We start from the raw sequence: 21,436 nt of genomic DNA on the forward strand, positions 1-21,436 counted from the left end.
GGGCCCTCGCATGATCCTGCTCCTCTCCACCTCAGACACCGACCTGCTGAGCGCTCGCGCTGCGGCAGGACCGGTCCCGTACCGGCTGGGCAACCCGGCCCGGCTCGGCGTCGAGGACCTGCCCGAACTGCTGGACGGCACCGAGCTGGTGGTGGTCCGGCTGCTCGGCGGCCGCCGGGCCTGGCAGGAGGGCCTGGACGCACTGCTCGCCGGGCCGCGCCCGGTGATCGTGCTGACGGGTGAACAGGCCCCGGACGCCCAGCTGATGGAGCTCTCCACCGTCCCGGCCGGCCTGGCCGCCGAGGCGCACGCCTACCTCGCGCACGGCGGCCCGGCCAACCTGGCCGAGCTCGGCGCCTTCCTCTCCGACACCGTGCTGCTCACCGGCCACGGCTTCGAGCCGCCCGCCTCCGCCCCCGCCTGGGGTCCGCTGGAGCGTCCGGCCGCCGAGAACGACGGCCCGCTGGTCACCGTGCTCTACTACCGCGCCCACCACATGAGCGGCAACACCGCCTTCGTCGAGACGCTCTGCCGGGCGATCGAGGACCAGGGCGCCCGGGCCCGCGCCTTCTACTGCGCCTCGCTGCGCGGCGCCGAGCCCGAGCTGCTGGCCGAGCTCGGCCAGGCCGACGCGCTGGTCACCACCGTGCTCGCGGCGGGCGGCACCCGCCCGGCCGACGCGCAGGCCGGTGGCGACGAGGAGGCCTGGGACGCCGGTGCGCTGGCCGCGCTGGACCGCCCGATCCTGCAGGCGCTCTGCCTGACCTGGTCCCGCGCGCAGTGGGAGGCCAGCGACGACGGCCTGTCCCCGCTGGACACCGCCACCCAGATCGCGGTGCCGGAGTTCGACGGCCGGCTGATCACCGTCCCGTTCTCCTTCAAGGAGCTGGACCAGGACGGCCTGACCGTCTACGCCGCCGACCCCGAGCGCGCCGCCCGGGTCGCGGGCATCGCGGTCAAGCACGCCCGGCTGCGCCATGTCCCGGCCGCCGAGCGGCGGTTGGCGCTGGTGCTGTCCGCGTACCCGACCAAGCACGCCCGGGTCGGCAACGCGGTCGGCCTGGACACCCCGGCCTCCGCGATGCGCCTGCTGGCCCGGCTGCGCGCCGAGGGCATGGACATCGGCACCGCCGTCCCCGGCCTGGACCTCGACACCGAGGACGGCCACGAGGGCGACGCGCTGATCCACGCCCTGATCGCGGCCGGCGGCTACGACCAGGACTGGCTGACGGAGGACCAGCTCGCCCGCAACCCGGTCCGGATCCCGGCCGCCGACTACCGCCGCTGGTACGCGGACCTCCCGGCCGGCCTGCGCGCCAAGGTCGAGGAGCACTGGGGCCCGGCCCCCGGCGAGCTGTACGTGGACCGCTCGCAGAACCCGGACGGCGACATCGTGCTGGCCGGTATCCGCTCCGGCAACCTGCTGGTGCTGATCCAGCCGCCGCGCGGCTTCGGCGAGAACCCGGTGGCGATCTACCACGACCCCGACCTGCCCCCGTCGCACCACTACCTGGCCGCCTACCGCTGGATCCAGGCGACCCAGGAGGACAACGGCTTCGGCGCCCACGCCGTGGTGCACCTCGGCAAGCACGGCAACCTGGAGTGGCTGCCCGGCAAGACCGCCGCGCTCTCCGCCGAGTGCGGCCCCGACGCCGTCCTCGGTGATCTCCCCCTGGTCTACCCGTTCCTGGTCAACGACCCGGGCGAGGGCACCCAGGCCAAGCGCCGCGCGCACGCCACCCTGGTCGACCACCTGGTGCCGCCGATGGCCCGGGCCGAGTCGTACGGCGACATCGCCCGGCTGGAGCAGCTGCTCGACGAGCACGCCAACATCGCCGCGATGGACCCGGCCAAGCTGCCCGCGATCCGGGCGCAGATCTGGACCCTGATCCAGGCCGCCAAGCTGGACCACGACCTCGGTCTGGACGAGCGCCCCGAGGACGATGGCTTCGACGACTTCCTGCTGCACGTCGACGGCTGGCTGTGCGAGATCAAGGACGCCCAGATCCGGGACGGCCTGCACGTGCTCGGCCAGGCCCCGGCCGGGGTGGACCGGGTCAACATCGTGCTCGCCATCCTGCGGGCCCGGCAGATCTGGGGCGGCGTCAGCGCGCTGCCCGGCCTGCGCGAGGCGCTCGGCCTGGACGAGGCCGCGCTCACCCTGGGTGCCACCGACGCGGCCGAGGCGCAGGCCCGGGCGCTGGTCGAGGCGATGGAGGCCGAGGACTGGGCCCCGTCCGCCGTCGAGAAGGTCGCGGCCGGTCTCCCCGACGCGGTACGCGACGTACTCGACTTCGCCGCCCGCGAGGTGGTCCCCCGACTCTCCGCCACCACCGACGAGTTGGACGCCGTACTGCACGCGCTGGGCGGCGGCTTCGTCCCGGCCGGGCCCTCCGGTTCGCCGTTGCGCGGTCTGGTCAACGTGCTGCCGACCGGCCGCAACTTCTACTCGGTCGACCCGAAGGCCGTCCCCTCCAAGCTCGCCTGGGAGACCGGGCAGGCGTTGGCACAGTCCCTGGTGGACCGCTACCAGGCCGACAACGACGGCCAGTTCCCGCCCTCGGTCGGTCTCTCGCTCTGGGGCACCAGCGCGATGCGGACCGCCGGTGACGACATCGCCGAGGCGTTCGCGCTGCTCGGCGTCCGCCCGGTCTGGGACGACGCCTCCCGCCGGGTGACCGGCCTGGAGGCCATCCCGCTGGCCGAGTTGGGCCGCCCCCGGATCGACGTCACGCTGCGGATCTCCGGCTTCTTCCGGGACGCCTTCCCGCACGTGGTCGCCCTGCTCGACGACGCCGTCCGGCTGGCATCGCGTCAGGAGGAGAGCGAGACGGACAACTTCGTCCGCGCCCACGTCCAGGCCGACCTGGCCGAGCACGGCGACGAACGCCGGGCCACCACCCGGATCTTCGGCTCTCGCCCGGGCACCTACGGCGCCGGTCTGCTCCAGCTGATCGACAGCCGGGACTGGCGCACCGACGCCGACCTGGCCGAGGTCTACACGGTCTGGGGCGGCTACGCCTACGGCCGCGAGCTGAACGGGCGCCCGGCCCGGGAGGAGATGGAGACCGCGTACAAGCGGATCACCGTCGCCGCCAAGAACACCGACACCCGCGAGCACGACATCGCCGACTCGGACGACTACTTCCAGTACCACGGCGGCATGGTGGCCACCGTGCGCGCCCTCACCGGCAAGGCCCCGACCGCCTACATCGGCGACTCGACCCGCCCCGAGACGGTCCGCACCCGCACCCTCACCGAGGAGGCGGCCCGGGTCTTCCGCGCCCGGGTGGTCAACCCGCGCTGGATGGAGGCGATGCGCCGCCACGGCTACAAGGGCGCCTTCGAGATGGCCGCCACGGTGGACTACCTGTTCGGCTACGACGCCACCACCGGCGTGGTCGCCGACTGGATGTACGAGAAGCTCACCCAGGAGTACGTGCTCGACCCGACCAACCGCGAGTTCCTCAGCGGCGCCAACCCCTGGGCCCTGCACGGCATCAGCGAGCGCCTGCTCGAAGCCGCCGACCGCGGCCTCTGGGCCGAGCCCGACCCTGCCCTGATCGACGCGCTGCGCACCGCCTTCCTGGAGACCGAGGGCGACCTCGAAGGCGACAGCTGACCCAACACGGCCCGCTCCTCCTGCGCCGAGGGGGGAGCGGGCCGGACAATCGGGGTATGAAGCTGCCCGCGTCGCTCCGCCAACCCGCCCGGTACGCCTCGTCGGTGGCCGGGGCGCTGCCCGTGCTGAGCTTTCCGGCGGCCGGGTGGGGGTGGCTGGCCTGGGTGGCGCTGGTCCCCGGGCTGGTGCTGATGCAGCGGGCGGCGACGGCACGGGAGGCCGTGGTCCGGGGGTGGTGGTTCGGGGCGGGGTTCATCCTGACCGCGATGTACTGGCTGGTGCCGTCGATCGGGCCCGGGCTGCTCGCACTCGCCGTGGTCTTCGGCTCGCTGCAGGGAGCCGTCGGGCTCGCCGTGCACCGGCTGCTGCACCCGCCGGTCACCCCGGGCCGGGCCGCGCTCGCGCTGCTGGTGGTGCCGTCGGTCTGGGTGAGCACCGAGTTCGTCCGGTCCTGGCACGCGCTGGGCGGGCCGTGGGCGCTGCTCGGCGCGAGTCAGTGGGAGCACCCGGCGGTGCTGGGGCTGGCCTCGGTGGGCGGGGCGTGGCTGGTGAGCGCGGCGGTCGTGGCCGCCAATGTAGGGGTACTGATCCTGCTGACGGGGCGTCGGCTCCGGGTCCGGGCGCTGGCCGTGCTGGCGGTGACCGGGACGCTGCTGGCCGGCCCGCTGCTGTTCGCCGCCCAGCGGGCCCCGGCTCCAGCCGTGGCTCCCGGTGACACCGCGACCGTCGCCCTGGTCCAGCCCGGCCAGACCCCGGGCCCCGAGGAACGCCTGGCCACCGGTGAGCGGATCACCGCCGACCTGGCCGGGCAGCCGCTCGACCTGGTGGTCTGGGGCGAGAGCAGCACCACCGCCGACCTGGACCGCTCACCCGGGACCCTGAGCCAACTACGGCAGCTGGCCTCGGTGACCGGCGCCCCGCTGCTGGTCGGCGAGGACGCCCGGAAGGCGGACGGGAAGATCTCCAAGGACGCCGTGCTGGTCACCCCCGACGGCGTGACCGAGCGCTACCGGAAGATCCGGCTGGTCCCGTTCGGCGAGTACGTCCCGCTCCGGCCGGTGCTCGGCTGGCTGACCGGGGTGAGCAAGGCCGCGGGCGAGAACCGGGCCCCCGGCGCGGGCTTCCACCTGCTGCACGCCACCGACCGGGCAGGCCGTCCGCTCCCGTTCGGCGCCCTGATCTGCTTCGAGTCGACCTTCCCCGACCTGTCCAGGGTGGCGGCGGCCGACGGCGCCCGGATGATCGTCTTCCAGTCCGCCACCTCGACCTTCCAGTCCTCCTGGGCCCCGCAGCAGCACGCCKCGCKCGGCGCGCKGCGGGCCGCCGAGACCGGCCGCCCGGTGGTGCAGGCGGCGCTGACCGGCGAGTCGGTGGCGTACGACCGGCAGGGCCGCCGGCTGGCCTCGCTCGGCACCGGCGGCTCCGGGGCGCTGACCGTCACGCTGCCGCTGGCCGCGCCGGGCGCCGAGACCTGGTACCTCCGGCTCGGCGACTGGGTCCCGTACACGGCGGCGGCCGTCACGCTGGCCGCCGCCGCCTGGGAGCTGCGCCGCCGCCGGACGGCGGCGCAGGAGCTGACCGAGCGTCAGCCTGAGGTGTCGGCCAGGTAGATCCCGAACACCGCGCCGAGCGGGTCCCGGAGCACCGCGAGCCGGGGCCCGTCCGGCACGTCGGTGGGCGGCAGCATCGCCTCGGCGCCCAGCGCCACCGCGCGCTCCGCCGACAGGTCCACGTCGGCGACCGAGAAGTACGGCATCCAGTACGGCGGCAGGTCGGCCGGGAACTGCTCGCCCATGTCCAACACCCCGCCGAAGTCCCGGCCGTCCAGGCCCCACTGGGTGTACGACTCGCCGGGGCTGACGCTCCATCCGAACACCCGGGGGTAGAACTCCAGCGCGCCGGACACGTCCCGGGTGGCCAGCTCGATCCAGCCCAGCGCGCCCGGCTCGGCGAACAGCGCGGCGCCCCGGAAGGCCCCGGCCTGCCAGACCGAGAAGACCGCACCCGCCGGGTCGGCCAGCACCGCGAACCGGCCCTCCTCGAAGACGTCCGTCGGCGCCATCAGCACCGCTCCCCCGGCGGCCGTCGCGGCCACCGCCGTGGCGTCGGCGTGGGCGGTGGCGATCACCACCGTCCAGGCCGTGGGCTGCTCGGGAGCGGGCAGCGGGGAGACCGAGGCGACCGGGTCCTCGCCGAGCAGCATCATGGTGTAGCCCCCGGCCTCCGGGCGCGGGTCGGTCTCGGCCCGCCAGCCGAACAGCTCGCCGTAGAACGCCTGCGCGGCCCTGGGGTCGGCGCTGCCGTGCTCGGCCCAGCAGGGGGCACCCGCCCGGCTCTCGGTGATCTTCATCTCGGACGCCCTCTCAGCGGATCTCGATGACGCACTTGCCGCGCGCGTGGCCGGACTCGACCGCGAGCATCGCCTCGGCGGCGTGCTCCAGCGTGAAGGTCTCGGAGACGTGCGGCTCCAGGCCGCCGTTCGCCACCAGGGCCGCCAGCGCGGTCAGCACCTCCCCGCTGTGCCGCCGCTTCACGGCTTCGCCGCCCAGACCGACGGCGGTGACCGGATCGGCGGTGGAGACCAGCCGGCCACCGGGGCGCAGCGCGGCCGCGGCGGCCCGGACGTCCTCGCCGCCGACCAGGTCGAGGATGCCGTCCACGCCGCCCGGCGCGGCCGCCTGCACCCGCCCGGCCACCCCCTCCCCGTACGCGATCTGGGTCGCGCCGAGGCTCGCCACGTACTCCCGGTTCTGGTCGCTCGCGGTGCCGAGCACCTTGACGCCCCGGGCCGCCGCGATCTGCGCGGCAGCGCTGCCGACCCCACCCGCCACACCGAGCACCAGCAGGACCTGACCGGGGGTCAGGGCCAGCTGCTCGACCGCGTCGTACGCCGTGGCGGCGGCCACCGAGAGGGTGGCCGCCTGGGCGAAGGACACGTCGTCGGGCACCTGGGCGGCGTTGTCCGACTCCAGCAGCGTGTGCTCGGCGAAGGCCCCGCCCGGCGTGGGCCCGAACACCGGGTCGCCGACCACCAGTCCGGTCACCCCCTCCCCCAGGACCTGGACCACCCCGGCCGCCTCCAGACCGAGCACCCGGGGCGTCGGCTCCGCGGTGCCGAACAGGCCCTGCCGGATCTTCCAGTCGGCCGGGTTGACCCCGGCCGCATGCACGGCGATCAGCAGCTGGCCCGGCCCTGGGACGGGTACGGGCCGGTCCAGGAACTCCTGGTGCTCCGGCCCGCCGTACGCCACGAATCCGAATGCCTTGGACATGTTCTTCCTTCGCTCGGGGCTCACCTGCCTCCACCAGCTTGCGGGCGGCGGGCCCGGTACGGATGGGGATGCTGAGCCGAACGGGATGCCCGGGAACTATGTTGTTCAAATTGGAACAACGGTGTACGGTCGGTCGAAACAGCCCGAAGGAGGTCCGGCATGGCGGATCAGCTGAGCCCCGCGACGGTACGGTCGAACGTCCAGATCCCGTTGGTATTCCCGGACGGCTACCGGGTCGACGCCGAGGTCTTCACCTTCCACGGCCTGACCGACGGCGCGGAGCACCTGGCGCTCAGGATCGGCGACCCCGGCGACCGGACACCGCTGGTCCGGCTGCACTCCGAGTGCCTCACCGGCGACGTGTTCGGCTCGGCCCGCTGCGACTGCGGCCCGCAGCTGCGCGAGGCCGTCGAGCGGATCGCCGGGGCGGGCGGCTACCTGCTCTACCTCCGCCAGGAGGGACGCGGCATCGGCCTCTACAACAAGCTCGACGCCTACCAGCTCCAGGACCAGGGCCTCGACACCTACGCCGCCAACACCGCCCTCGGCCTCCCCGAGGACGGCCGCGACTACACCGCCGCCGCCCAGATGCTCCGCACCCTGGGCGCCACCGGCATCCGGCTGCTCAGCAACAACCCCGACAAGGCCGCCCAACTGACCGCCCTCGGCATCGAGGTGACCGAGCGGGTCCCCACCGGCGTGCACGTCTCCGCCAGCAACGTCCGGTACCTGCGCGCAAAGGTCGAGCACACCAACCACGCCATCCCGCTGGCCGAACTCGTGGGCTGAAGGATCAGCGCACCGCCCGCCGCAGCCGCTCCGCCACCGTGCCGGTGAAGCGGACCGCCTCGCCGAACGCGGGCAGCGGGTCGTCCCGGCAGAGCCAGCCCCGTTCGGTGCCGGCCCGGGGCAGCACGTCCTGCGGCAGCCGGCGCTCCCGCCAGGAGGTGACCAGGGCGGACGGCAGGTCGAGCTGGCCGACCCCGAAGCTGCGGACCAGCTGTGGGCCCGCCGGGACCTGACGGCCGGTCAGGTCCAGGTGCAGGGCCCGCACCACGTCCACCCCGTCGGTGCTCTGGAACAGCCGGAACTGCGCCCCGGTGCGCGGGTTGAAGTCGACCAGCTTGTACTGACCGTCCCGCCGGTCCAGCCGCCAGTCCAGGTCGGCCACCCCGTGGTAGCCGATCCGGGCACAGAACCCGCCTGCCAGCTCCGCGAGTTCGCGGTTGGGCAGTGACTGCGCCCGGGTGGTCACCCCGGCGCCCGGCGGCCAGGAGCGGAGTTTGCGGCCGGTGAAGACCAGCGGTGCGGCGCCGTTCTGGCCGCAGTACAGGTGGGTGATCCAGTCCTCGGCCTGCTCCGGCGGCAGATACTCCTGGACCAGCACCGAGGGCACCGGACCCGGCGGGCAGGCGGCCCGCAGCTCGGCCTCGTCGCGCACCACGGTGGTGTGCCCGACCGCGGGTGCCCGCAGCCTGGTCCACGCCTCCAGGTTCTTCAGCACCAGCGGGTAGCCGTACTCACGGCCCACCGCCAGCAGCTCCCGGTAGTCCTGCGGCGCCCAGGCCTCCGGGCTCGGCACGCCGTACCGGCGGCACAGCTCGAACAGCCCGGCCTTGCTGGCCAGCCGCCGGGGCAGCGCGGGCGGCACCGGCGGGAGCAGGAAGTACCGGGAGAGCTGGTCGGCGTGCTCGGCCAGCAGCACGGCCGCCTCGTCGTCGGTGGTCACCGCCACGCTCGGCCGGCCGATCGCGGCGCCGATCTCCAGCAGCGTGGCCAGCAGTGCGGCCGGTTCCTCCGTACCGTCGCTGGGACGGACGAAGGCACCGGTGAGGTAGTGGGAGAGCGCAGCCGGCGTCCAGCGGTCCTCGACCATGGCGTAGACCGGGACACCCAGCCGGCCGAGGGTACGGATCACCCCGACCCCGCCGTGGTGCTGCGGGTAGTGCCCGATCTTCACCAGCAGGGCGGGGGTCGCGCGGTCCGGCTCGATCCGGGCTAGCGGCATGACGGCCTCATCGCTGGTGCAGTCCGGTGCCGAACGGGCGATGCCCCCACCTCCCGTACCGGACCGGTCAGGACAATTCTTGCGCTTCCGGGGCCGGTCGGGCCAGTGCAGGAGCGTACGAGTACGCAGCGGCACCGGCGGTGACCCGAATGGGGGTGTTCGCGATCCGCTCCACGGGTGCACCCTGGGTAAAGGGGTGCTCCGTTCGAGGAGGGCGCCGAATGTTGACCAACCGTCTGTTGACCGCCTGCCGTACCGAATCGGCGTGGTCGCCGTGAGTCCCGCCGACGCGGTGCCGGTCACCGTGATCGGGGCGGGCCCGTACGGGCTGGCCGCCGCCGCCCATCTACGCGGGCGCCGGGTGCCGCTGCGGGTCTTCGGCGAGCCGATGGAGAGCTGGCGGTCCCGGATGCCCGCCGGGATGTACCTCAAGTCCACGCCCTCGGCCTCCTCCATCTCCGACCCGGCCGAGCTGCACCGGCTGGACGACTTCCGGGCCTTCGACGGCCGGGTCACCGGTGGCGACCTCTACCCCGTCCCGATCGGGGAGTTCATCCGGTACGGCCTCTGGTTCCAGGAGCGCTGCGTGCCCGCGCTGGAGCGCACCGCGGTCCAGCGGATCGACGCCCGGCGGACCGGTTTCCGGATCGAGCTGGCCGACGGCGAGGAGTTCACCAGCCGTCAGGTGGTCATGGCCACCGGCCTGGGCGCGTTCCCGCACCTGCCCCGGGAGTTGACGCCGCTCGCCGAGGCGGGGCTGGTCTCGCACTCCTCCGAGCACCGGGACCTGACCCGGTTCGCCGGCCGACGGGTGGTGGTGCTGGGCGCCGGGCAGTCCGCGCTGGAGAGCGCGGCGCTGCTGCACGAGGCCGGGGCCGAGCCGACCGTGGTGGCCAGGACGGACACGCTGCTGTTCGGCACCCCGCCGGAGAACGACCACAGCGGCGACCGGTCGCTGACCGTCCGGCTGGTCAAACCGGGTTCGCCGCTCGGGCCCGGCTGGTCGCTGTTCGCGTTCAGCCGCGCACCCGCCGTCTTCCGGCACCTGCCGGACCGGACCAGGCTGCACCTGGTCCGCACCGTGCTCGGTCCTTCCGGCGCCTGGTGGCTGCGGGACCGGGTGGAGGGCCGGGTCCGGCTGCTCACCGGCCACCGGCTGGGCTCCGTCCAGGAGTCCGCCGGGCAGGTCAGGCTGTCCTTGCACCGGCCCGGCGGCGGCACCGAACTGCTGGACGCCGACCACGTGCTGGCCGCCACCGGCTACCGGGTGGACGTCGACCGTCTTGGCCTGCTCGGGCCCGAACTGCGGCGCGGGCTGCGCCGGATCGAGGGCGCGCCCCGACTGGACGAGACCTTCCAGTCCTCGGTGCCCGGCCTGTACTTCACCGGGCTGGCGTCAGCCGCCACCTTCGGCCCGCTGATGCGGTTCGTCTGCGGCACCGGCTTCGCCTCCCAACGGATCTGCGCCGCCGTCGCCGAGGCCGTCCGGTGAACCGGCCGGGGCGGCCCGAGGTACCCCCGTGCTAGGGCCTGTCTGGCCATTCCCGTCGGGTCCGGCCCGCCCGGCACGCACGCACCGAACGCCCCGGCCTGATCCGACGCCAACCAGACAGGCCCTATCCACCGCGGCCGGCACCGGGGAGGACGCCGCTGACGGCTGGTCAGCGACCGGCCGGCGGGCCAGGAGGCTCGCACCGTACCTGGTACTGCCGCTCGCACTGCTGCTCTGGCTGCTCTCGCTGCGCTCGGTCGACCTGGCCGCGATGAACGACCTCGGGCTGCTCCAGGTGCTGCCGCCGCTGTACTGGATCGCGGTGGTGCTGCTGACCGCCGGCTTCTGGCTGGCGCTGCGTGACCGCCGGGTCCGCACCGGGTGGCTGACGGCGTATCTGCTCGGGCTGATCGCGATGATCCACGCCACCCCGAGCCTGCTGTACCCGACCCTGCGGTACTCCTGGGCCTGGAAGCACATCGCGGTGCTCGACGCGATGATCCGCAACAACGGCCCGGTGCCCCACCCCGGCGGCTTCGACATCTACAACCAGTGGCCCGGCTTCTTCGCGCTGAACGGACTGTTCCTGCGGGTCACCGGCATGGAGTCGGCGCTCGGCTACGCCGCCTGGGCCCCGGCCGCCACCAACGCCCTGCTGCTGGCGCCGCTGCTGCTGCTCTACCGGACCTTCACCACCGAACGGCGGCTCGTCTGGGGGGCAGCGTGGATCTACTACTGCTGTGCCTGGGTCGGCCAGGACTACTTCGCCCCGCAGGCCTTCGCCTTCCTGCTGTTCGTCACGGTGCTGGTGCTGGTGGCCGGTCAACTCCCGAACGGCGGTACGGGGCCGGGTGGCGCCCGGCCCTCGTTGGCCCCGGCCCGGGCCGCGCCGAGCCTCGGCCGGCTGCTGGCGATCCTGCTGCTGGAAGCCGCGATCGTGGTCACGCACCAGCTCACCCCGCTGATGCTGCTCTGCGTACTGATCGCCCTCGCGCTGCCCCGCCGCAACCGGCGGGCGGTGCTGCCCGCGCTGGCCGGGCTGCTGGTGCTGAACGGCATCTGGTACGCCACCGTGGCCCGGCCGTTCCTCTCCGCGAACCTGCGGGAGTTCGTGGCCGGGCTGACCGCGCCGGAGGGCAACATCCTCTCCGGGCTGGTCGGCCTCGGCGCCGCCGCGCCCGGCCAGGTGGTGGTTGCCTGGGTGGACCGCGGACTGTCGGCGACGGTGGTCCTGCTCGCGCTGGCGGCGATCTGGCGGCGTCCCTGGGTCCGCCGGACCGCGCTGCCGCTGCTGGCGATGGCGCCGATGCCACTGCTCGCCGCGAACAGCTACGGCGGCGAGATGGTCTTCCGGGTCTACCTGTTCGCGCTGCCCGCCTGCGCCTTCCTGATCGCCGCCCTCCTGCGCCCCGGGCGGCTGTCGGGACTGCGCTCGCTCACCTCCATGGTGGTGACGCTGGCCCTGCTGGGCGGCCTGTTCTTCGGCTACTACAGCAAGGAGAACATGAACTACTTCACCCCCGGCGAGGTCACCGCCGCCCAGCGGATGATCGCGCTCGCCCCGCCCGGCGCGGTGATCGTCTCGGTGACCGGCAACCTGCCCGGCGGCGTCGCCGAGTACGACCTGCACCCGCGCATCCAGCTCTCCCAGGAGAGCCGGGAGACCCAGCAGTTGCTGCTCGCCGACCCCCTGGCCGGGCTGGCCAGGGCCGCCGACTCCACCGAGGCCGGCACACCCGCCTACCTGCTGCTGAACCGGACCCAGGCCGCCGAGTGCTACCTGACCGGCGTGCTGCCGGCCGACACGGTGGCCCGGCTCGGCACCGCGGTGGACGGGGCGTCCCAGTTCACCGTGGTCTACCGCAACGACGACGCGGTGGTCTACCGCTTCGTCCCGAACCCGGCCTGAGGAGGTGTCACCGATGGCACCGAGGATCCTCGCCTCGAAACTGGCGACCTCGAAACTGACGGTCCCGCTGCTGCTCGCCTCCTCCGGCTGGGTCGCGCTGGGGGCGCTGGCCCTGCCGACGCCGGTCCGACTGCCCGTCACCCTGGCCTACCTGCTGGTCGGTCCCGGCCTGGCCCTGACCGGCCCGCCCCGCGCCGGTCGCGGCCTCCTGGCCACGGCGGTACGGGTGGTGGCGCTCGGCCTCGCCGTCGAGACGCTGCTCGCCGTGGCGCTCTTCCTGGGCGGCTGGTTCACCCCCTTCCGGGCCGTGCTGGCGCTCGCCGTGCTGACCACGCTGGCCGTCCTGGCCCGGCCGCCGTTCGGCCGGGCGGCACTGGCCGCGCTGATGCTGGTCACCGCCTGCGGGACCGGCAGCGGCACCGGCCACGAGGTGTGGAACACGCCCGGCGCAGCGTCCGCCGTCAGCGGTCCGGCCGACCCCGGTACACCGGCCGCGCCCGGGTCCTGGCAGCTGGTCTTTCAGGACGAGTTCGACGGCGCCCGGCTGGACCGCAGCCAGTGGGCCACCTGCTACGACTGGAACATCCTGGGCTGCACCAACCGGGGCAACCACGAGTTGGAGTGGTACCTGCCGTCCCAGGTCTCGGTCGGACGCGGCCTGCTGACCCTGACCGCCGAGCGGCGCGCCACCGACGGCAGCGACGACCAGCGCTACCCCTGGACCTCGGGCATGGTCACCACCGGCCGGGACAGCTGGGACGCCCAGCCCCGGTTCACCTTCACCCGGGGCTACTTCGCCGCCTCGATCCGGATCCCGGCGGAAGCGGGCATGTTCCCGGCGTTCTGGCTGATGCCCGCCACCCGCACCACCCCGCCCGAGCTGGACGTGGTCGAGTTCCTCGGCCCCACCAACGCCACCACCGCCCAGCTCACCGTGCACTGGTCCGGCCCGGACGGGTCCGACCAGCACGACTCGGCGTACGTCGGCCCGGCCGACTACCCGGCCGGGTTCCACGTCTTCGGGCTGGCCTGGGAGCGCGACTCGCTCACCTGGTACATCGACGGAGTGGCCCAACACCGGGAGACCGACCCGACCAGGATCCCGGACCAGCCGATGGAGGTACTGCTCAACCTGGCGGTCGGCTACCCCACGGCCCCGCCAGACGGCGTGGACACCGCCCGGCTCCAGGTGGACTGGGTGCGGGTCTGGCAGCACTGAGCCTTCAGGCTCAGCGGCAGCGAACTGTTCGTCGACCACCTAGACCTCTCGGTCCGCGTCGACAGCGTCAGATCTCCGGCGGCCCGCCGACCGGGCTGCCGACCGCGGCCCTGGCCCGGCGGTAGAACCGCCAGCCCTTGGTCCGCAGGCGCTCCGGGAGCGGCGCGACCGGGGCGCCCTCGCCCCGCGTCCAGCTCCGGAACTGCTCGGGCGGGGTGTCCGCCCGCACCATCAGCCGGGCGATCCGTAACGGGTCGTCATTGCCCGAGCTGAAGGCGTTCAGCACCGCCGTGGCGGAGCTGAAACCGGCCTCGGAGACCTGGCGGCGGACGGTGGCGCTGGAGTAGCCGTGCGGGTACGCGAAGGAGGTCACCGGGTGGCCGAGCAGATCCTCCAACTCCTGGCGGCAGCCAACGATCTCGCTGGCCAGCCAGCGACCCGGCAGGGTGTCCAGTTGCGGGTGGGTCCGGGTGTGCGCACCGATCTCCACGCCGCAGGCGTCCAGGGTGACCACCTGACGCCAGCTCAGCATCGGGGCCGGGGGCAGCAGGCTGCCGGCCGCCTCGCCGCCCGGCGGGTGGACGGCGCCGGTGGTGACGTACAGCGTGGCGGGCAGGCCGCGTTCGGTCAGCAGCTGGGCCACCGTCCAGTAGAAGTCGGCGAAGCCGTCGTCGAAGGTGAGCACCGCCGAGCCGGCGGGCAGCGCCGGGCCGCCGCGGATCGCCGCCACCAGGCGGTGCAGCGGGACGACGGTGCGGCCGGCGTCGGCGATCCGGTCCAGTTGCTCGGCGAAGACGTGCGGGGTGACGGTGAACGGTGCGATCCAGGGCGGCGGGTCGTCGGACACCGAGTGGTACAGGAACACCGGGACGACGGTCATGGCGCACCGCCCGGGTCCCTGGCCCGCCGCACCGGTCCGACCAGTCGGCCGAGGGCGCCGGACCGGCCGAACCGGCCGGTGGTGTAGCCGGTCAGGGTGGCGGCCACACCCAGCGCGAGGGCCGCGAACTCACGCGGGCCGCCGCCGCCCGGGCCGATCGCCCTGGCCATCCCGCGCGGCACCGTGCTGCGCAGGTAGCGGCGTTCGCTGGCCAGCGCCGGGCCGCGCCCGGTGTACCGGGCGACCACCGCCTTGGACAGGCCCTCGGCGTAGCAACGGGCCCGGAAGTACGCCCAGTTGGTCCGCCCTTCGGGGACCCGGTGGCTGACGCCGGCGGCCGGTTCGTAGCGCAGTTCGGCCTCCGGCCGGCCGGCCGCCAGCCGGATGCACAGTTCGGTCTCCTCGCAGCCCAGTGGCCGGCTGCCGATCCGGCCGAGGTCGGGGCGGAAGCCGCCGGCGGCCACCAGTTCGGCGCGCCGGAAGGACATGTTGGCACCGATGAAGTTCCGTACCCTGGCGGCCTGTTCCGGCATGCCCCGGTAGGAGCAGCCGACCACCCAGTCGAACTCGGGCGGGAACCAGGACGGGCGGGCGGTCTCCCAGCGCGGCCTGACCAGGCCGCCGACGCCGAGCACCCGGGCGTCCAGGTACCCGGCCAGCAGCCGTTCGGTCCAGTCCGGGTCGGCGGTGGCGTCGTCGTCCAGGAAGGCCACCACATCGCCGTTGGCCAGTGCCACCCCGGTGTTCCGGGCGCCGGACAGACCGGCCTGTTCCCGGTTCGCCACCACCCGCACGCCGGCCAGTACCCCGGCCGCGCGGACGGCCAGTTCGGGACAGTGGTCGACCACCAGCAGCACTTCGTCGGCGGGGCTGCGCTGGCGCTGCAGCGAGTTGATGGCGGCGACCAGATCGGGCCAGCGGGCCATCGTGTACGAGCAGACCACCACGCTCAGGGTGAGCCGATGCCCCGTCAGCTGTTCACTGGTCCCCTCGCGGACCGGGTCGAGTCGGTCGGTCATCGTTCTCGCCTTCCCTTCGTCGTCCGGGGGACCGTCTCCCGGGGCAGTGCCGTTCCGGGCGGGGTCGTTCCGGGCAGCGTCTCTCCGGGCGCTGTCGCGCTCGGAGCCGGCGCCCGAGGCAGCCAACGCGGCAGGGTGAGCAGCAGCGGCAGCGCCAGCAGGCACTCCGCGATCAGCCAGGCCAGGCCGACCCCGGTCAGGCCGTACAGCGGGAGCAGCCAGACGGTGAGCGACAGGACGACGACCAGCAGCGCGGCCTGCAGGCCGATCACCCAACGCATCGCGCGCCGGGCCCGGCAGACGTCGATGGCGACGCCGAGCACCAGGTTGGGCAGGGCGGAGAGCGCCAGCAGGCGCAGCAGGGCGGTGCCGTTCTCGGCGTAGCCCGGGCCGAAGGCGGCCAGCACCCAGGGAGCGATGACCACCAGCAGCGCGACGCCGGTGCCGACCAGCAGCCCGGCGTGCCGGAGCACCCGGCGCCCGTGCTCGGCGAGCCGTTCGGGTGCGCGGGCGGCCTCGACGACCAGTGAGCTGCCCATGTTCACGGTGGCCAGGTAGCAGGTGTAGGCGATCACCCAGGCCAGCGAGAAGTAGGCGTTCTGTTCGGCGCCGAGCTGCCCGAGCACCAGCAGCGGCATCAGGCTGTAGGCGGCGGTCCGCAGCAGCGCGCCGACGTAGTCGGCGGCGGCGTACCGTACGAACCGGGGCGGCGGCGCCCCGTCCCGGTCGGCCTTGACGTGCGCGGGGACGGCCCGTCCGAAGAGGTAGCCGTTGGTTACCACCAGTGAGATCACCAGCGCGCCGCTCCAGGCCAGCATGATGCCGGAGTGCAGCGCCAGCACCGCGCAGGCGGCGAGCAGCCCGGCCTTGGCGACCGCGAAAATGGTGTTCTCGCCGAGCACCCAGCCCGGCCGGCGCAGCCCGGTGAGCGCGCCGTCCTGGATCACGAACAGGGTGTACCCGGCGGTGGCGGCGATGAAGGCGACGGCCATCTCCGGGGAACGCAGGAAGTCCAGGCCGGGGGCCAGCAGCGGGATCAGCAGCAGGAAGGCCACCGCGGCGAGCACACTGGCCGCCGAGCTGACGGCGTAACAGCGCAGCAGCACCCGCCGGGTGTGCCGCCCCGTGGTGGGGACGAAGCGCATCAGCACGTCGCCGAGGTTGAACTGGCCGACTCCGGAGAGCAGCGCGGCGGCGGACAGTGCGGCGTAGCTGCGGCCGACCGTCTCGGGGCTGTACCAGGCGGTGGCGAGCAGCCAGAAGAACGCGCCGAGACCGGCGGCCACTAGTGAACTGGCGGTCAGCACATGGCCGTTGTGCAGCAGCGGCTCGGCCGAGACGGCGGCCCGGAGCCGGGCCTTGAGCAGCGTGCGGTAGGAGCACTGGCAGGGCAGCGGCAGTGGGCAGCCGCAGCCTGCGGTGCGGGTCCCGGTGACGAAGGTGGCCATCGCGTTCACTCCGTCCGAGCCTGGTGCAGCGCGCGGAGGTAGCCGACCGGCCCGTACAGCATCCCGCGCAGCTCCAACGCGGCCAGCCGGGCGGACTGTTGGCCGCTCGGCAGGGTACGGCGCTTCGCCTGCGCGGCTGCGTGCCGCAGCCCGCCGGGGACCCGGCGCAGCAGTGCGGGCAGCAGCCGGGGCTCGGCGGCGACGGCGGCGGCCAGGTAGGCGCCGAGGCCGGCGCCGTAGCCGTAGAGCTGGGCGGGCAGCGCGTCCGCGGTCCGGCGGTGCCGGTGCCAGACGATGGCGTCCGGCTGGTAGCTGAGTACGTGCCCGGCGGTGACGATCCGGAAGAAGGCCAGCAGGTCGTCGCCGCCGTGCGCCGGGGTGCCGACGCCGGTGGCCGGGTCGAAACCGCCCAGCGTGCGCAGCAGTTGGGTCCGGAAGGCCATGTTGGCACCGGAGCCGAACTGCCCTGCGGTGAACGGGAACAGCGGGTCACCGGGCGGCAGGTCGAGCGACCAGCGGCGCGGGTTGAAGCCCTTGTCGTAGCCGCCGTGCTGCTGGAGCGCGGCCTGCGCCGCGGTCTGCAGCTCGGCGGGCAGGATCAGGCCGGTCACGCAGCCGGCGGCCGGATCGTCGGCGAAGGCCGCGACCAGGGAGCTCAGCCAGTGCCGGTCGACCAGCGTGTCGTCGTCCGTGAAGGCGATCAACTCGCCCCGGGCGACGGCCAGTCCGAGATTGTGTGCTCGGGCCAGGCCCGCCACCGGCTCACGCAGGTAGCGGACCCGGTCGGCGTACCGCTCGCGGATCAGGGTCTTCGCGTCATCCCCGGCCGGAGCGTTGTCGACGACCAGCACCTCGTACTGCGGGCTGTCGATCCGCAGGACGGAGTCCAGGCACTGGCGGAGCAGCTCGGGACGGTTGTGGGTGGCGATCACGACGCTGATCCTGGGCGGTTCCGCTGACGTCCGGGCGCCGCCGACCCGTCTGAGGGGCGCCCTGATCGTCGCGGTGGTCAACTGGTGTGCGGTGATGCGGATCTCGCTGAAAGCGGCCTCGACCAGCGCCCGACGCAGACCGACCGGATCGTCGGCGCTGCCGGTGGCGGTGACCAGTCCGAGCGGGTGTCCGTGCAGCCGCACCAACGCCAACACGCGGCCGTCCGGAGTGGCCGGCCCGGTGCCCCCGGGCGAGCGGAGCTCACCGGGTTCGGCCAGGTCCAGTTCGACCACGTGGACAGGGGTGTAGAGCGAGTCTCGGGCGGCGGGGCAGGGGCAGGCCGTTGCGGCGCGCCGGTCGGTGCCGTTCATCACCGCTCCCCCGTGGCGTGGTGGGCCGTTCCGCTGCCGCCAGGACGTTCGGCGAGCAACGTCCGAAGCACCCGGCGGCCGTCCGAGACGGCGTGCAGGTGCGAACGGCCACTACGGCGGGGAAGTTCGAGGCTCGGCACCTCGGCGATCCGCAGGCCGGACCGCAGCGCGTGCGCGATCATCTCGGCCTCGATCTCGAACCCGGCCGAGCGCAGGTCGAGTTGGTCCAGGAAGCTGCGGCGGAAGGCACAGAATCCGTAGCACAGGTCGGTCAGCTTGGTCTGGTAGAGCCGGTTCACCACGGCCAGCAGCGCCAGGTTGCCGAGCGCCCTGATCGGGGTCAGATCCAGCGAGCCGCCGCCGGCGATGCACCGCGAACCCTTGACGAAGTCGTAGCCGTGGTCAAGGAAGTGCAGGTAGTGCGGGATCTCGCCGGGCCACATCGAGCCGTCGGCGTCCATCATCACCACGTACTCGCCGACGGCGGCGGCGAAGCCGGTGCGGAGCGCGTTGCCCTTGCCGGGAGCGCTCTGCTGGACGCTGCGGACGGTGGGCAGGCAGTGCTCGGCCATCGCCACGGTGGCGTCGGTGGAGGAACCGTCCACCAGGATGACCTCGTCCACGCAGTTCGGGATCTGCTCGAACACCCAGGGGATGTTGCGGGCCTCGTTCTGGGCGGGGACGACCAGGCTGACCGAGTGCCTGGTCCTGGTGCCGTCGTCGATCCGGCGCATCGGCCGTTCGAAGGGCGGCCGGTCGGAGGCACGTCGCCTGGGCCGGTCGTCGTCACGGGTCGGGTAGGGGAGGACGTTGGGGGGCAGCGTGATGCTCATCGCGAAACGGCCTTCTCCGAGGCTGCGGGCACGCGGGCCCCCCACAGGCGTGACCCGGGAGACGGGGCGGCCGGGCCGCGCTGAGCGCGGGGCGGGCCCCGGTTGGAATGAGAACGACGTACGGCACGGCGGGCTGGTACGGACTCCCCCGAACCCCTCCGAAATGCGCCGGTCGGTCTCGGGCGGCTTGACGCCGACTGTCACGGGCAACTGGCTAATGAACTGGTGCCAGGGCCTCATCGTCCGCCCGGAGCATGCCCCGTGTCAACCCTTATGTCCGCTTTGTCGACTCTCGTCCCACGGGCCGGGCTACGCGGTGCGGCGGGCCTACGGGGTGCGGCGCGCCTCGGCGATCCGGCGGGAGATCTCGTCCGGGCGGACCGGACGGCCGAAGTGCCAGCCCTGCGCCCAGTCGCAGCCCATCTGCCGCAGCCGCTCGGCGTCCGCGCCGCTCTCCACCCCTTCGGCGGTCACGGTCAGGCCGAGCGTGTGGGCCAGCGAGACCAGCCCGCTGACGATCCGCCAGCCGGTGTGCGCGTCCTTGGTCGGATCGTGCAGGTCGCCGACGAAGGAGCCGGCGATCTTCAGGCAGGAGACCGGCAGGTCCCGCAGGTAGGCCAGGTTGGACCAGCCGGTACCGAAGTCGTCCACCGCCAGCGAGACGCCCAGGTCGCGTACGCCGTGCAGGGCCTTCAGCGCCTCGTCCTCGGGGCCCACCACGGTGGACTCGGTGATCTCCAACTGGAGCTTGCCCGGCGGCAGTCCGGTCTTCCGCAGGATCCGTTCGACATCGGTGACCAGCCCGGCGTTCCGGGCCTGCCGGACCGCCAGGTTGACGTTGATCTGCGGTGCGTCCGGGCCGAACTCCCGCACCCAGTCGGTGGCCTGGCGGCAGGCCTGCTCCAGCACCCAGCGGCCGAGCGGCATGATCAGGCCGGTCTCCTCGGCTACCCCGATGAACTCGTCCGGGCCGAGCACCCCCAGCTGCGGGTGCCGCCAGCGCACCAGCGCCTCGACCGCGACCAGCGAGCCGTCGGCCAGCGAGCAGAGCGGCTGGTAGTCGATGAAGAACTCGCCCCGGTCCAGCGCGGCGGGCATCCGCACCGACACCGCGTACCGGCTGACCGCGCGGGCGTTCTCCTTCGGGTCGAACAGCGTCCAGCGGCCGCGCCCGGCCTCCTTGGCCCGGTACAGCGTGAGGTCGGCGGCCCGGACCGCGGCGCCCGGCGTGGTGGTGGCCACCCGGCGCTCCAGCACGCCGACGCTGGCGCCGACCGCCAGCGAGTGGTCGCCGACCTGCACCGGCCTGGCCAGCGCGGCCAGCACCGTCTTGGCGGCCGCCACCGCCTCCTGCTCGCCCCGGCAGTCCTCCAGCAGCACCACGAACTCGTCGCCGCCGAGCCGGGCCACCAGGTGGCCGAGCGGGGTCAGCGCGGTCTCGAGCCGCTGCGCGACGGCGGCCAGCAGCTGGTCGCCGGTGTCGTGGCCGAGGCTGTCGTTGACCACCTTGAAGCCGTCCAGGTCCACGTAGCAGAGGCCGAACCTGGCCCCGGGCTCCGGCTCCTCGAACAGCTTCTCCAGCCGCTCGAAGAAGGCCACCCGGTTGGGCAGCCCGGTCAGCGGGTCGTGGGTGGCCTGGTGCCGCAACCGCTCCTGCAGCCGGTACCGGTCGGTGATGTCCTCCAGCATGGCCACCTGGTAGAGCGGCACGCCCTCGTCGTCCCGGATCAGCGAGACGGTCAGGTGGGTCCAGACCACCTCGCCGTCCTGCCGGTAGTACGGCTTGTCGAACTGGAAGTACTCCCGGCGCCCGGCGATCAGGTCCTCGTACGCCTCCCAGACGCCCGGGGTGTCCTCGGGGTGCACCAGCTCGTCCACCCGACGGCCCGTCATGTCCATCGAACCGGTGCCGAAGATCTCGCCGAGCGCCCGGTTGACCGAGATGATCTTGCCTTCGGTGTCCCCGATGCCGATCCCGATCGCGGCGCTCTCGAACAGCGCGCGGAACTTGTTCTCCGACTCCCGCAGCGCCTTCTCCACCTCCCGCCGGGCGGTGTCGGCGGCCAGCCGGATCGCCTCCTGCTCACGCAGGGTCCGCTCCCGCAGGGCCTCCGCCCAGCCCGCCGCGAAGGCGCCGGACAGCGCCGGGCCCCGGCCGTCGCCGACCGGGCCGAGCTGGAGCAGCTCGACCGCCCTGGCCAGTACGGCCGGGTCGGTGAAGTGCGCGTCCACCAGCTGGGCGCCGGCCCGCCCGGCCAGCTCGGGCCGGAACGGATCCTCGTGCTGGGCCCGGTGCAGCAGTACGGCCGTCCGGGACACCAGGCGGCTCAGGATGCCCGGGTGCACGGCCATGCCGTGGCCACCGCGCAGCAACCGCTCCCACTCCTGGTGGAACCAGGTGGGAGCGTCCACCCGGCCCTCCCCGTCCGA

15 protein-coding genes are annotated in these 21,436 nt (G+C 73.7%); 6 read left to right on the forward strand and 9 right to left on the reverse strand.

Features of this window, described 5'->3' with window-relative positions:
- The first annotated feature begins 10 nt into the window (after positions 1-10).
- Complete coding sequence (gene cobN / locus ACXJMZ_RS00275) at positions 11-3,622, forward strand: cobaltochelatase subunit CobN (protein ID WP_457027891.1); 3,612 nt, start codon at positions 11-13, stop codon at positions 3,620-3,622.
- A 56-nt stretch (positions 3,623-3,678) separates the two neighbouring features.
- On the forward strand, positions 3,679-5,232 hold the full coding sequence (lnt, locus tag ACXJMZ_RS00280) for an apolipoprotein N-acyltransferase (protein ID WP_457027892.1): 1,554 nt from the start codon (positions 3,679-3,681) through the stop codon (positions 5,230-5,232).
- Here the strand turns inward: lnt and ACXJMZ_RS00285 are convergent.
- Together ACXJMZ_RS00285 and ACXJMZ_RS00290 are read right to left on the reverse strand one after the other, a co-directional pair.
- On the reverse strand, positions 5,208-5,972 hold the full coding sequence (locus tag ACXJMZ_RS00285; protein ID WP_457027893.1) for a VOC family protein: 765 nt from the start codon (positions 5,970-5,972) through the stop codon (positions 5,208-5,210). The two genes, lnt and ACXJMZ_RS00285, sit on opposite strands and share 25 nt — an antisense overlap.
- A gap of 13 nt (positions 5,973-5,985) precedes the next feature.
- Positions 5,986-6,894: an NADP-dependent oxidoreductase gene (locus ACXJMZ_RS00290; protein WP_457027894.1), complete on the reverse strand. Its 909-nt coding sequence runs from the start codon at positions 6,892-6,894 to the stop codon at positions 5,986-5,988.
- Between the two features lie 159 nt (positions 6,895-7,053).
- Here ACXJMZ_RS00290 and ACXJMZ_RS00295 point away from each other — a divergent pair, with 159 nt between their 5' ends.
- The gene (locus ACXJMZ_RS00295; protein ID WP_457027895.1) at positions 7,054-7,683 is read left to right on the forward strand and encodes a GTP cyclohydrolase II; all 630 of its coding nucleotides are present in this window, start codon (positions 7,054-7,056) and stop codon (positions 7,681-7,683) included.
- A gap of 4 nt (positions 7,684-7,687) precedes the next feature.
- Here ACXJMZ_RS00295 and ACXJMZ_RS00300 read toward each other — a convergent pair whose 3' ends face one another.
- Positions 7,688-8,902 (reverse strand): carboxylate--amine ligase, encoded by a 1,215-nt coding sequence (locus ACXJMZ_RS00300; RefSeq protein ID WP_457027896.1) that lies wholly within the window; start codon positions 8,900-8,902, stop codon positions 7,688-7,690.
- A 265-nt stretch (positions 8,903-9,167) separates the two neighbouring features.
- On the opposite strand from ACXJMZ_RS00300, the gene ACXJMZ_RS00305 reads away from it, so the two are divergent.
- The 3 genes from ACXJMZ_RS00305 to ACXJMZ_RS00315 all read left to right on the forward strand — a co-directional run bounded on the left by ACXJMZ_RS00305 (position 9,168) and on the right by ACXJMZ_RS00315 (position 13,522).
- Entirely contained in the window at positions 9,168-10,394 is a 1,227-nt protein-coding gene (locus ACXJMZ_RS00305) for an NAD(P)-binding domain-containing protein (RefSeq protein ID WP_457027897.1), read from the forward strand.
- Positions 10,395-10,665: 271 nt separating this feature from the next.
- Positions 10,666-12,303 carry a glycosyltransferase gene (locus tag ACXJMZ_RS00310; RefSeq protein WP_457027898.1) on the forward strand — a complete coding sequence of 546 codons (1,638 nt, stop codon included), beginning with the start codon at positions 10,666-10,668 and terminating at the stop codon, positions 12,301-12,303.
- A gap of 13 nt (positions 12,304-12,316) precedes the next feature.
- Entirely contained in the window at positions 12,317-13,522 is a 1,206-nt protein-coding gene (locus tag ACXJMZ_RS00315) for a glycoside hydrolase family 16 protein (RefSeq protein WP_457027899.1), read from the forward strand.
- A gap of 67 nt (positions 13,523-13,589) precedes the next feature.
- On the opposite strand, the gene ACXJMZ_RS00320 is transcribed toward ACXJMZ_RS00315, so the two are convergent.
- The 6 genes from ACXJMZ_RS00320 to ACXJMZ_RS00345 form a co-directional block, all read right to left on the reverse strand.
- Positions 13,590-14,402: a polysaccharide deacetylase family protein gene (locus ACXJMZ_RS00320; protein ID WP_457027900.1), complete on the reverse strand. Its 813-nt coding sequence runs from the start codon at positions 14,400-14,402 to the stop codon at positions 13,590-13,592.
- Positions 14,399-15,421 carry a glycosyltransferase family 2 protein gene (locus ACXJMZ_RS00325; RefSeq protein WP_457027901.1) on the reverse strand — a complete coding sequence of 341 codons (1,023 nt, stop codon included), beginning with the start codon at positions 15,419-15,421 and terminating at the stop codon, positions 14,399-14,401. The genes ACXJMZ_RS00320 and ACXJMZ_RS00325 overlap by 4 nt, the downstream gene beginning before the upstream one ends.
- Complete coding sequence (locus ACXJMZ_RS00330) at positions 15,418-16,869, reverse strand: lipopolysaccharide biosynthesis protein (protein WP_457027902.1); 1,452 nt, start codon at positions 16,867-16,869, stop codon at positions 15,418-15,420. The genes ACXJMZ_RS00325 and ACXJMZ_RS00330 overlap by 4 nt, the downstream gene beginning before the upstream one ends.
- A gap of 5 nt (positions 16,870-16,874) precedes the next feature.
- Positions 16,875-18,173: a glycosyltransferase family 2 protein gene (locus tag ACXJMZ_RS00335; protein ID WP_457027903.1), complete on the reverse strand. Its 1,299-nt coding sequence runs from the start codon at positions 18,171-18,173 to the stop codon at positions 16,875-16,877.
- Positions 18,173-19,006 (reverse strand): glycosyltransferase family 2 protein, encoded by an 834-nt coding sequence (locus ACXJMZ_RS00340; RefSeq protein WP_457027904.1) that lies wholly within the window; start codon positions 19,004-19,006, stop codon positions 18,173-18,175. Before ACXJMZ_RS00340 ends, ACXJMZ_RS00335 begins: the two co-directional genes overlap by 1 nt.
- Positions 19,007-19,333: 327 nt before the next feature.
- Positions 19,334-21,418 carry a putative bifunctional diguanylate cyclase/phosphodiesterase gene (locus ACXJMZ_RS00345; protein WP_457027905.1) on the reverse strand — a complete coding sequence of 695 codons (2,085 nt, stop codon included), beginning with the start codon at positions 21,416-21,418 and terminating at the stop codon, positions 19,334-19,336.
- Positions 21,419-21,436: the final 18 nt, after the last annotated feature.

The organism is Kitasatospora sp. P5_F3, assembly GCF_054049135.1.